Genomic DNA, 12,072 nt, shown 5'->3' with positions numbered 1-12,072 from the left:
ACCTCTTTAACAAATAATACAGTCAAATGCCGGAGGCGGGACTCGAACCCGCACCCTCTTGCGAGGACTACCCCCTCAAGATAGCGTGTCTGCCAATTTCACCACTCCGGCTATCTATATATTATATACCAAAACCAGAGGGAAAGTGGATAAAAATTAAAAAAGGGGCGTTGAGCCCCTTCGCTTTAATACTTAAGCTTTACCCTATGTTAATCTTTGTGCTTTGAGATTCTTCTTTTTTAGGAAATCTTATCTCTAGGACACCGTCCTTATATTCGGCTTTTGCATCTTGGGTTTTTACGTTTGGTGGCAAGGATATCATTCTTTCAAACTTGCCGTATATGCGTTCCACCCTGTGGACAGCTTCCGTGTTTTCTTCTTTTTCTTCTTTCTTTTCGCCCTTGATATAAAGTACGTTATCCTTTACGCTTACTTCCAAATCCTCTTTTTTGACACCAGGTATTTCAGCTTTTATTACCACTTCTTTGTCTGTTTCGTATACGTCTATCGCTGGTGCCAAAGAAACTTCTCCACCGCTGTAAACGGTAGGCAACAAGTTTTGGACGAGGTTGTCAAACTCTGCCTTAACTTTTTCCAATTCACTAAATGGATTCCAAACTGCCAAACCCTTTCTCATAGGCCTTTACCTCCTTTCTAAAGATTTCTAAAAATTAATATAATACTTTTAGAAAATTTGTCAAGAGTTTTTATAATAAAGTTGATAGCAATATGCTAAACTAGTTAATATTTATATGCTAAAATATATTTTTAGTATCAAGCTTTTAGGATAAGTATAATAAAAAGATATGGATATACAAAACATAGCTATAAGTTTAGTGAAGCATTACGGATATTTTGGAGTTTTTTTGGTAGGCTTTACTCAAAGCATTATACAACCTGTACCTGTTTTACCTTTTATGCTCATAAGCAACAAAATAGGCCTAAATCCATGGATAATAGGTGCTGTAGGCGTTCTATCAAATGTCTTAGGAGCTTTCGTATCTTATTGGTTAGGATATTTTGCAGGCGATAAAATTGCTTCAAGAATAATCTCCGAAAAGCATTATGTAAAAATAGAAGCTCTTTTCAACAGATATGGTATTTTTGCAATACTAATAGGAGAGCCTTACAAGGCTATATGTTGGATGGCTGGAATATTAAAATTCCCCTTTTACAGGTTTATAATAGCTACGTTTATATCGAGGATATTGCATACTATAGCTTACATATTTATATGGCATTTTTTCCAAAAAATCTTTTAAACTTCTTTATAAAGTTCTTCTATTTGTATTGGCTCTTTAAAAGCTCCGCTAAGCTCAAGCACATATAAATCTCTTAACACTTTAAACTTGTCTAAATCGGGAAAATCTTGCATAATCTCAAAAGCTTCCAACAAGTCTATTCCTTTGGTTCTTTCTTTTAATTCTTTTAAAAGCCTAAAAAGCTCGTCTTTTGATATTTCTATAGTGGTATACTTTCCTTTTACAAATATTTTGTCTTCCATAATATTACTCCATAGCTCTCAATCTTATATAGTTAAACTCTTCCTCATCTATTTCTCTGTTAACAAGATATTGTTTTGCACATTGCGTAAAAGTTATGGAAAATCCTCCTTGAATCTTCCCTTCTTGTCTAACCCTTTCTATATCGTTAAAATTTCCATCTGCTATCATAGTCCTTATAGATTTGTTTGGTACCAATATATCGTATATAGGTAAAAATTTTCTTGCTTTTGAGCGGTATAAAAACTGTGAAATAATAGCTACTATCTGGGAACTAAACAAACCCAAAAGCTCTTTAGAACCAAATTGATTTAGCAATGAAAAAGTAGCGCTCACGCTCTTTGTATGTAGAGTGGAAAATACCAAGTGACCACGGGCAGCCATATCAAGAAGAGATATTATTTCATCCTCTGATCTCACCTCACCAAACAGTATGATAGAAGGGTCGCTTCTTAGGGCTATCTTAAGAGCATGTTGAAAATTCTTTACCTGCGTAGGTACGTTAAACTGCCTAACTGTCGCTTTCCTATATAAAAATCTATATTCAACAGGATTTTCAAAGGTTAATATAACAACGTTATGAAGGTCTGATAAAAAACCTATCTCTGCAGCTATAGACGTAGATTTACCAGAAGTTGTACCTCCGGTATGCACTACCACACCGCTTCTTGCATCTTTCATAAAATCAACAACTTCTTTTGGAAGTCTCACCATTTCAATAGAAGGAAGTTCATAAGACAGTATACGTATAGCCATCCCAAGCCCTTCTAAGGATTCCGCCACCGATACCCTGTAAAGACCGTAGTTTTTTATAGCAAAAGAGTATTCAAACGTAGAATACTCAGCCATTATATCTCTCCAATTTTTCTCTTCGGATGTGAGCTCTATAATTTCTATTACATCGTCTATAGTTAGTCTATGCATGCCTGGTATAATAGCATATTTTTTGGCAATTCCATATCTTGGTATATAGTTTGCTATAAGCTGAAAGTCAGTGGCACCAAGCTCTTTACCCTTTTCAAATATATCCACAAGTTTTGACGGAATATCCTTTATATCTAACGTTTTCATGCTTTTAGTATAACATATGACATAGTAGCTTTGCAAGAAGTTTAATTTAAACAATTGCTTATTAAAACCTACTTTGATAGATATCTAAAAGTCTGTTACGATTTAGCCACACACGTATGTACAACTTATAAAACTACCAACGGCGCAAGGGTCTCCCATACTTGTTAGAGAGTGGGTGGTGTTTGTGCCGTAAGGAGAATTGATTTTATAAGGAAGCGGCATTGAATATGGGATAGAGGTATTGGAAGAGAGGTTGTAATAACATTGTACGCATGTATTTGATTGCAAGCCTGATATAGAACTATAAAGTACATACTCTCCAAAAGCGCTTTTTGTGTTGCAAGAAAAAAGGATATTTGAACCCGTAATGGTATTTGTGCTTCCGGTTAAAGACGGCAAAAAACTCCAAGCTTGATTGAAATCGTTTGGGTTTGAACAGTTGTTTTTTATGCTAAGCCACCTTGTGTTTTCGCAGGCATTTATAAAAGCTTGCTCGTAAGAATCTTTATAAAAGCTTACAATACTTTGGATAGCGTTTGTAGTGCTTGTATTGCTCAACGTTTTATTTGGTAGATTTGAGATTATATGGTAAGTGGATATGTTTGGTTTGGGTACTACATTTACAGCATGGTAAAGTGGCACCGTACTTGCGACCATATATAAGATATAACTTATTATAGCTATTATGAGAAACGCTACGGTTATAAAAAGCATAAAAACCTCTTTTACGGATATGTAAACTGAAGATAACAATAGGGTGCGCCTGTTTGTACACAACTGACATTGGTGTTGCTTAATGTTATAACTCCAGCAAATGGAGGGCAGTTTGTACCGCTTTGACACTCATTCATATAAGAAAAAGATGGATGTATATCGGGTAGGGTTCCTTGTAAATTTGCATAAGGTATTATTGTAAGGGAGTTTCCAAAGCCATCCACATAGTAAAAATTAGGAGATGTGCTACTCACAAGACCGACGTTTTGAAGAAGCGTATTTATACTACAGTTTTGGGATAAGCTTATGTTTGTGCAAGAATTAGAGCAAACGTTTGGGCTTGGAGCACTTTGGCATAGGAGATTAGGAGAACTAGAGCATGCTTGTAATATCCATGGTACATAAAAATCGTAGCTCGATTCCATGCCGCCTGTCCAATTAGAACCGTTCCATGTACAAGAGTTTGCTATTTCCGATGTTCTTCTTTCTAGTACATAATTTTTCATAGAAGATGCTATCTGTTCAAACTTGGAAAAAGATACGTTTTGATAATATTGATATACAGGTGTATAATCTACCACGTAAGGAGCTGATAATGGACTTGCTGGATTTTCCGGTTGTAGTATTGTATAAAACGTGATGCTTGGTATTGATGGTGGTGAGGGGTTTACAAACGTATAAGATTCATAATTTGGATTTGAGCAAAAGTCTATATTAGAAGCCGTAATACTTGGGCAGAATATAGATATTGTTGTGCTGTATATACTTACAGAACACCCAGCTTGGTTAAATGCACTTTGGACGGCATTTGTAATGTTTAAATTTGAACTTACCACATAACTAAAACTTAATCCACCGTTTGTATAAGAAATATTACAAGGTAGGGGTGTAGCTGGACATTCTGAATATCCACCGCAATTTTGTTCTGCTTGGGCTATATCCATATATACGTTTAAAAGAGCGTTTTTTAGATTTATACTTTTTATTTGAGATTTTGCTACATCGGTACTTCTATTAAAAGCAGGTATAAGATAATAAATACCAGATAATACAGTGGACAAGATAGATAAAGCTAAAAGAATTTCTATTATAAACCACATTAAGATTCACTCCAAGTAGGACAAAAGCTTAGCACTGGTAGATTGGTATAGTAAAGACCGCTTACGGTGCTAGAATTTGTATTTGAACCGAAAAAACAAGATGCGCTTATTGTATAACAAGTACTTGCACTATCACCCGACGGACAAGCGACTTTGCTAGCTACCACGTTGTTTTGAGACCCTGGATTTAAAAAATCGTAAGAGCATGAAGTAGGTGCAAATACTATAAATTCGGCGTAGAGAGCGCTATTACCAGTATGATATGTGCAAGACGGCATCCATACCGTTCCAGAAGAGCCGCTAACGAGCTGCCCATTAGCATAGCTAGCCGATAGCAATACGGTTTGATATTGCATCGTAGTGTAATCTTCTATGCTAAAACATGTAGAAGAATTTCCTATAGGAAAACAATAAGTACTAGAACCCATAGCAGAGTTTGTGACAGATGAAAAAGCTACAGTGGAAGATATTATGTTGGCATTTCCTATGGTAGTGGATAGATTGTTTATGTTTGGATTTGCCAGCGGTGTAAAGCTATAAGAGGCGGCTGAGTTTGTATAAGCGGTAAGAGATTTAAAACAATCTTTTATAATACCTTGACCGTTGTTGCCAGCACCGCATAAATTTTCTATAAGAGTTTTGTAAACATCGTTTGTTTGATGCATATACATGTCTATATCAGGAGGCACTACGTATACTACAGGATAAGCATTTTTGCTTAGAAAAACCAGCATACTTATTCCAGATAAGAGCGCTCCCAAATTTACAACAGTCCTCATCTTTATAAATTTTTTAGGCTTTTTACAAAACCCCATATAAATAAAATATATCATAAATCTGAATATATGCACTACAATCTTTTACAACTTACAAGTCTGCCACGGTTTACAAGTCTGCCAAGGTTTACAAGTCTACGACAGTTAACCGCCGGTGTTCATGAGAAAAGAGGAAACTTTGTTTATAAGCTCAAAAGCCATTTGGAAGTAAGGTACGATAAGAAGTATAAGAGGTATGACTATTAGTCCTAGCGCTGCTATATTGGCGGTGGCAGCTATACTTTCTACAAACACACCAAGCTCTCTTAGTTTTCTTTCTGCCAAAGAAAAAAGCGTATCTCTAAATTTGCCTGTATAAAAGGCACTTTCTAAAGATGCTATCTCTGTAAGCTTAAGGATAGACCCTAGGGCTTCCAAAAATCCTTCCAAATTGGTATCCACAGAGGAAAAAGCTTTTTTTATACTGCCTTTCGAAGTTTCTTCCACATAAAGAATGATGTCTTCTATTGGTATATTTGCCATATAAAAAAGTCTAGTGGTGTTAAGTATCCTAACCCCTTCTAGCTCCTTAAAAATATTCTTTACAATGGGAGTATAATCTGGTTTTATGACCACAAAGAATATAAAAAGTCCTAAGAATAAAAAGTTTATAGGTATAAAAAATTTCATAAGAAAAGGAAGATAAAACGGAGCTTTTATAAGCTTTGTAGCCAAAAGAGTGGTGGCTATTTTATGAAGTACGTAATCTGCCAAGATGACGGTGGCTATAAACGTAAAAATCGGCATTATTATCATTTGCACAAGTTTTGATTTTGCCTTTTCTATAGCCTCAGATATGTTTTTCAATTCCTCTAAAATCCTATAAACCGGTAAAGATTTGTCTTCGGCGTTTCTAATTATTGTAATAGCTTCATAAGAAAGGTATGGTTCATAAATGTCGGATTTTTTCATTCCAGAACGGATATCTTCTATTATATCTTCTAGCTCTGGCCAGTTTAGATACTTGTTTACCCTTTCATATATTTCTTCAACAGATATGTTGGCATATCCGGATTGGACTTCTGCATCGTATATAATTTTTTCTATTTCCTTTTTTCTAAGTCTTGATTTAATTTTACTAAGCATATTATTTTCCTTATGGTAGAGAATTGTTTTTGATAAGGTACAAATCTATATTTGCATTTATATCAATGTTTTTCTTTACCATATTAGGATTCTTGGCGTTGTTGGTATTTTTGGACAATATATCATTTGGATTAGTAAGTTTTAAAGACTCTATATAGCCTTTGCAGTAAAACATAGTTTGTATAAAATCATAAAAATCTTTATAATTTTTGATATCTCCTTTAAACTCTAAATTATCAACATCGTACAAATTTAATCCATCTTTTAAAAGCTTCATACCACAAGTTTCTTCGTCTATATGAGATACTTTTACAGGAAAATCTTGCGCCAAATCTATGTGAACGGTTTTAGAGTATATCGGTACTGGTTTTGTACTAACAAGTTTTGAACCTTTGGCAGGATAGGCAAATCTAAACGTTATATCAAGACTGCCACTCAATTTTTCATCCTTACCAGGAGCAGCCTTTTCATCTTTTATAAAATAAGTTATATCAGATATATAAGCAGGATAACCAATAGACGATACTTGTTCTATGGCATAAGCTATTTGATAAAGAGCATCTTTTGTAAAAGACTCCATCATAGATGTTTTTTGAGCTAAACCAAGACTTTTGCCCATAGGCGGTGGTGGTGGTTTACCGGCAAGTCCACCATGCCCTAATGTAAGTTCTCTATTTTGATGGCTTTTAAGATAAAGAAATACAGCGCCTCCAAAAATTATGATAACCCACATCACAATAAGAGCTATAATTTGCTTGTCTTGATACCACGGAGGACCGTATAGTTTTTTTATTTTTTTTAGAGGTTCTTTTATTATAACTACTGGTTCTCCCAAATACTCTGTGGCTATGTAGCTCTCGGGGTCTTGATCTGTTGTAAGTTCTTTTTCATTTATTTGTATTCTATCGCCAGCTATAACGTATTCATAGTATTTCTTTTTTTCTGGCACTATTCTAACGGCTAAATTTATATTGTTTTCTTGCATATATAGTATGTCATACAGATAATCTTTTAGCTCCTTTTTCTCTACGCAATAATATCTTATCCTCCTTCCTTCTTGTTTTTGTATACAGGCTTTATTCTTCTCCGGTTTTCTTGAAACAGTTATGTTTGCCATAGCAAATTGTTATTTTCCATCGATTTTTTCCCAATAAATCTGGTTTTGAGTCACCACAAGCCTATAATTTCCTTGTACAAAACCGTTTGTATAAACTTGACCGTTTGAAGAAATAGCGTAACAACTGTTTGAACATATTATCATAGATACTTGAGGTATTGGTGGGGTTGTGGGAGTAAGCTGCGGTAGACTGTTGTTTGCTTGATTTTTACCTATTAATGTTTTAAGAGGTGGTAAAGGTGGAGGTTGTGATTTTTTTAAACTCAACTTTTGCTCTTGTATTGTTTTATATTTTTCTTCGTTTAGTTTGTTTACATAGAAACTGGCAAAAGCATTAGAAGGCGGTAAGTTGTTTATTACGCTTAAAATCTGAGCAGTAGCAAGCTTTTGATCTTGAATATTCTGGCTTTGGGTTGTGTTTGTTTGGTTTTGGCTTGATTTTAATCTTGAAGACAGTATCTGAAGCCTTGTTTGAGTTTTTTCGTATTCTTCTTGAATCCTTTTTATCTTAAAATACAGTATCAAACTGCTTGCTAAAGCCCCAAAAACAAATCCTACAATTACGCCTAAAATTATCTTTTCAAAATTTCTTTTTTCATTTTCTTTTTTTGTGTGGTCTGCGGTCGAATCATTAGGGGGTGCTTCAAAATATTTTTTTATTTTAAAATCTTTAAAATTTAAATCTTTAAAAAAAGATTTAATTTTTTCCAAATATTTTTTGTAAGGTTTCTCTGGTGGTATTTGAGGTTGTTCCGCGCTCATCTTTCACCCAAACCCTCGTAGGTTATTGTTATTATGAATTGCACTTTGTTTGAATATTTATCGGTGTTGCCAAAAAGGTATTTTATAAGAGGTATCCTTATCAAAAATGGTATGCCAGCCTCGTTGTTTTTCTTGAGGTCATAGACAGAGCTTATAAGAGCTATAGTTTGCCTTGGCTTTAAAACAGATGTTAAAACAGAGTTCTGAGATGAAATTTCTGGAAATTGTATAGGGACATTTACTCCTTGGCTTATTGTTATATTTTGAGTACTTATATTTTGAGGCGTATTTTGGGAATAATAAACATCAACCATAAGCCTTTTTTTGTTTGTAAGCCTTGGTAATATAGTAATGCTCGTGCCAGTGTTGAGATAAGAAACTATTGGTATGTATGCAGGGGTGGAAACTACGCCAGCCACTGTCGGTGGTATATATATGTTGTATGAGCTTATATAAGATTGGGTATTGGTAGGGGCATATACTATGGGTTGGTTTGGTAACACTGTATAAGTTTCACTGTCGATGCTCCTTGTTTTGCCGTATTGCTCTAAAGCGTTCAATAGGGCGCTATAATTACTTCCAGTAATACTTGCCTTAAACAATAAATTTGTGCTATTCACAGTTGTCATAGGCGTATTTAAAGAAACGTTTAAGTTTTTTAAGTTGTTAAATAGTGCTTGAATATTTATACCGGTAGAGTATTCGTTTAAAAGGTTTATAGCTATTATATCTATTCTTATTTTTATGGGTTCTGACAGTTCTTTATTTAGCTTATTTACTATAGATTTTACAGTTTTATAATCGTTTATAGAGCCAAAAAATGTAAGAAGACCGGTATTTGGATCGTAAGATATCTTTGAATGTTTATCTTGTAAAAGAGGTGTTATAAGATTTACAATGTTTTGAGCTAAGTTTTCGTTGAAATTAAAAGTTGAGCTAGAGCTATTTGTACCTGTGTTTTGTATAGGGTTTGTGGCTGTACCCCCTAACATACCACCGCCAGAGGAGCTATTGGTGACGCTTTGACCAAACGTCATATTGTAATTGTATGCCTTTGTAGTGGTCATTGGCACATTTAACTGAAATACAGCGCTTATATATCTTCTAACTACTATTTTCCCGTTTTCAACCTTATAATACAGGTTGTTGTAAGCGCAAAAAGTGTCTAATATACTTTTTAATGTACCTTGTCCGTAGAAGCTAACCCTATCTTGCACGTTGTCTTTTAGTTCTATAGGCACTTGAGTTATACCTGAAAGATAAGATAAAACTTGTGGTATTGGGACATCTTTTACATTTAAGGTGACAGGTTTTAGCAAAAAAGCATTTTGGCTGTTTATTATAAAACCAGGTGATGTATTGGTTTTGTTTTTTGGTGTAGCTCCGTAGTTCCCAATAAGATGGTAAGAATAAGAGATTGATATAAACAGCAATATACCTATAAAAGCGAGAAACTTTTTCATTTACACTTGCCTTCTTTTATGGAGCTATTTAGTATACTATAGCCCTTATAACCTGTCCGAAGATTTAATATATGAAGCCAGTAAAATCTATGCCCTTCAAGACCACAGGGCGTAAGACATTGCAACGTATCGCCTTTGTAAGAAGCGCCTATAGCAACAGATTTTATAGATGGATATTTGCGAATGTAAGATAATGAGTCTACACAAAAATATATGTTTTCAGGTCCGTTTTTTATAAGCTCTTTGACTGTTTTTCTTTTGTAGGGTTTGCCAAAACCTATGGACTTCTTGGAGCTTTCACTTTCTATCACAAGACCTTTTATAGAATGTTCTAGTTTTAGATCTCTTACTTCTTTTTCTATTTTTTCTAGCTTTTTAGAAAACAATTGTTGTTGTTCTTGTAGTTTTGTAACATTTTGATCCAAACCTTCTACTTTCTTTTTCTCTTTTTCTAGATTTTTACTTAGTTCCTTTGTTTTTTTATTTAAATCTACCACCTTTTTTATGACGCCTATTTGAGATTCTACTATATCTCTAAAAGTAATCTTTGGTTGGTACTCGCCTTCTGCACTTGCTACGCAAGAGAATATAAATATTAAAAGCAAAAATATTATTTTGCCCATGATTTTGCTTGTTCTATAAGATTTTGATAAGAAGATGGCACTGAAACTGCACTTTTGATTGATTTGGAATTGGAAGTTTTAGTTTTTTGTTTCAGATCCTGTTCTATGGCAGATAGTTTAGCGTAGGTTTTTTCTTGTTGCTCTTGTAGTTTTGCTAAGGCTGTTTTTAACTCGCTTACCTCTTTGCTTAAATCCATTACTTTTTTCACGACTCCCACCTGAGACTCCACTATATCCTTAAAGGATATCTTTGGTGCATACTCATTTTGTGCGTTTGCATTTTCTATAACGCTACAAATTGCCAAAATCATTAAAACAAACTTCATTTTGCCCATAGCTTAGACCTCTCTATAAGATTTTCGTAATTAGGCGGCACTTTTATAGTATTTATATTTTCTTTTTTATATATATCTTGGGTTTCTGTTTTAGCTCCTACTTTCTCAAGGCCCAAAATTACTGTGCTTATATCATGTATTAACGCTTTTTTATTTACAGAGGGATTTACTATTCTCTTGGCTTCTGATAGAGCCATTTCCATAAAATAAAGGGTTTTGTCAAGATGTGTCTTGCCATAGTTTAAATCAAAATTTACACAGGGGTTTATAACGGCTTCTGCGGGTTTATACTCTACCCATATTACACCTTTTACACCTTCTTTTTGGAGCAGTTCTTTTGCATGGTTAGCATCAGCTTCACTATCAAATACTCCAAACACAACATCGCCTATGCCATCAAGGGGAGTAAGTCCGTTTCTCATGGCTATAAACTTATAATAGCCTATCTTGTATGAGCTTAAATCTGATGAATCCATATAAACCCACCATCCAGACGGAATTACGTAAGACCCGCATATATTTTCTCTTTTCCTCATCTGCCAGCCCAAGAAAAAACCCTTTTTAAATATGTTTCTACTAACACTATCAAGAGCGTTTATATCAAGAGAGTAAGAGATAGAGCAAAAAATCATCAAGCATAGTAATATATTATAATATATCCCAAATTTCATATATACTATTATCGCATACAACATATTTTTTTTCAGGATTATAATATTATTGATATGAAAAGCTTGAAGCTAAAGACCATGCATCCCAATAAGCCTTTAAGGCTACTGCCAATTTCGAGGGATATACATACTAATAAGCCTCTTGCGAGGCCACTGCCTAAATTAAAAAATGTGCATTCTAATAAGCCTCTTGCGAGGCCACTGCCTAAATTAAAAAATGTGCATCCCAATAAGCCTCTTGCGAGGCCACTAGGCAGTTTAAAAGATGTGCATACTAATAAGCCCTTTGGGCCACTCGCCTTTTCTATCATAGAGCTTTTGCTTGTGCTTACTATAGTTAGCATATTTTTGGGAGCGGTATTTATAGGCTATAGGACTATCAACGCTACTACTCATGAGCAAAATTATTCTTATAAAGCAAGGACGTTTGTTTTGGGTTTGAAAGATTACTACGATGTGCTTGGGGCTTATCCACAAATATCTTGCACAGACGGGAACTCATGGTATAGCTTAAATGGTGCTCAAGGCACATGTGATTGGAACTCGCATCCTCCGTCAAACCCTGCCAATTGCTGCGCTTTGCTTCATTTTATAGGGCCCTGGGCTACTACGTGGTCTTATCTTTCTACTAGCACTTCTTTTACAATTGTTACAAGCCAAATACCAAATGAATATATTCAAGCTGTATCAAACGCTTTTAACTCTTTGGGTCTTTTATGCACTATATCAAGCGCTACAGCTTCAGACTATAGTTACCTTAGTTGTACCGCCAACAACGTTCCTACTACACTAACGGCTTTAAACCAATAATAT

At 34.7% G+C, this 12,072-nt stretch carries 15 protein-coding genes and 1 tRNA gene; 2 read left to right on the top strand and 14 right to left on the bottom strand.

Annotation, left to right across the window (positions count from 1 at the left end; translation table 11 throughout):
* Nucleotides 1–27: 27 nt before the first annotated feature.
* Both ACP5S8_RS01200 and ACP5S8_RS01195 read right to left on the bottom strand, forming a co-directional pair.
* Nucleotides 28–111 (bottom strand) — tRNA-Leu (locus ACP5S8_RS01200).
* An 88-nt stretch (nucleotides 112–199) separates the two neighbouring features.
* Entirely contained in the window at nucleotides 200–637 is a 438-nt protein-coding gene (locus tag ACP5S8_RS01195) for an Hsp20/alpha crystallin family protein (RefSeq protein WP_461875377.1), read from the bottom strand.
* A gap of 169 nt (nucleotides 638–806) precedes the next feature.
* On the opposite strand from ACP5S8_RS01195, the gene ACP5S8_RS01190 reads away from it, so the two are divergent.
* Entirely contained in the window at nucleotides 807–1,262 is a 456-nt protein-coding gene (locus ACP5S8_RS01190; protein WP_461869851.1) for a YqaA family protein, read from the top strand.
* On the opposite strand, the gene ACP5S8_RS01185 is transcribed toward ACP5S8_RS01190, so the two are convergent.
* The 12 genes from ACP5S8_RS01185 to ACP5S8_RS01130 form a co-directional block, all read right to left on the bottom strand.
* Complete coding sequence (locus tag ACP5S8_RS01185) at nucleotides 1,259–1,504, bottom strand: hypothetical protein (protein ID WP_461869852.1); 246 nt, start codon at nucleotides 1,502–1,504, stop codon at nucleotides 1,259–1,261. The two genes, ACP5S8_RS01190 and ACP5S8_RS01185, sit on opposite strands and share 4 nt — an antisense overlap.
* A 4-nt stretch (nucleotides 1,505–1,508) precedes the next feature.
* Nucleotides 1,509–2,573: an ATPase, T2SS/T4P/T4SS family gene (locus ACP5S8_RS01180; RefSeq protein ID WP_461875376.1), complete on the bottom strand. Its 1,065-nt coding sequence runs from the start codon at nucleotides 2,571–2,573 to the stop codon at nucleotides 1,509–1,511.
* Between the two features lie 102 nt (nucleotides 2,574–2,675).
* The gene (locus ACP5S8_RS01175; RefSeq protein WP_461871206.1) at nucleotides 2,676–3,287 is read right to left on the bottom strand and encodes a hypothetical protein; all 612 of its coding nucleotides are present in this window, start codon (nucleotides 3,285–3,287) and stop codon (nucleotides 2,676–2,678) included.
* Between the two features lie 11 nt (nucleotides 3,288–3,298).
* A complete protein-coding gene (locus ACP5S8_RS01170; RefSeq protein WP_461875375.1) occupies nucleotides 3,299–4,387 on the bottom strand; it encodes a hypothetical protein in 1,089 nt (362 codons plus the stop codon).
* Nucleotides 4,387–5,220, bottom strand: a complete 834-nt coding sequence (locus ACP5S8_RS01165; RefSeq protein ID WP_461875374.1) for a hypothetical protein — start codon at nucleotides 5,218–5,220, stop codon at nucleotides 4,387–4,389. Before ACP5S8_RS01165 ends, ACP5S8_RS01170 begins: the two co-directional genes overlap by 1 nt.
* Before the next feature lie 87 nt (nucleotides 5,221–5,307).
* A complete protein-coding gene (locus ACP5S8_RS01160; protein WP_461875373.1) occupies nucleotides 5,308–6,288 on the bottom strand; it encodes a hypothetical protein in 981 nt (326 codons plus the stop codon).
* Nucleotides 6,289–6,298: 10 nt separating this feature from the next.
* Nucleotides 6,299–7,405 (bottom strand): hypothetical protein, encoded by a 1,107-nt coding sequence (locus tag ACP5S8_RS01155; RefSeq protein ID WP_461875372.1) that lies wholly within the window; start codon nucleotides 7,403–7,405, stop codon nucleotides 6,299–6,301.
* Nucleotides 7,406–7,414: 9 nt separating this feature from the next.
* Nucleotides 7,415–8,167: a hypothetical protein gene (locus tag ACP5S8_RS01150; RefSeq protein WP_461875371.1), complete on the bottom strand. Its 753-nt coding sequence runs from the start codon at nucleotides 8,165–8,167 to the stop codon at nucleotides 7,415–7,417.
* Entirely contained in the window at nucleotides 8,164–9,630 is a 1,467-nt protein-coding gene (locus ACP5S8_RS01145) for a type II secretion system protein GspD (RefSeq protein ID WP_461875370.1), read from the bottom strand. The genes ACP5S8_RS01150 and ACP5S8_RS01145 overlap by 4 nt, the downstream gene beginning before the upstream one ends.
* Nucleotides 9,627–10,253, bottom strand: a complete 627-nt coding sequence (locus ACP5S8_RS01140) for a hypothetical protein (protein WP_461875369.1) — start codon at nucleotides 10,251–10,253, stop codon at nucleotides 9,627–9,629. The genes ACP5S8_RS01145 and ACP5S8_RS01140 overlap by 4 nt, the downstream gene beginning before the upstream one ends.
* Nucleotides 10,241–10,588, bottom strand: coding sequence for a hypothetical protein (locus ACP5S8_RS01135; protein WP_461875368.1), 348 nt, complete (start codon nucleotides 10,586–10,588; stop codon nucleotides 10,241–10,243). The genes ACP5S8_RS01140 and ACP5S8_RS01135 overlap by 13 nt, the downstream gene beginning before the upstream one ends.
* A complete protein-coding gene (locus ACP5S8_RS01130) occupies nucleotides 10,576–11,220 on the bottom strand; it encodes a hypothetical protein (RefSeq protein ID WP_461875367.1) in 645 nt (214 codons plus the stop codon). The genes ACP5S8_RS01135 and ACP5S8_RS01130 overlap by 13 nt, the downstream gene beginning before the upstream one ends.
* Nucleotides 11,221–11,313: 93 nt before the next feature.
* Between ACP5S8_RS01130 and ACP5S8_RS01125 the strand changes: the two genes are divergently transcribed.
* Entirely contained in the window at nucleotides 11,314–12,069 is a 756-nt protein-coding gene (locus ACP5S8_RS01125; protein ID WP_461875366.1) for a type II secretion system protein, read from the top strand.
* The last annotated feature ends 3 nt before the right edge of the window (nucleotides 12,070–12,072 follow it).

Source organism: Hydrogenobaculum sp. (assembly GCF_049967395.1).
Taxonomy (GTDB): Bacteria; Aquificota; Aquificia; order Aquificales; family Aquificaceae; genus Hydrogenobaculum.
This window is presented reverse-complemented; position numbering and strand designations above follow the sequence as displayed.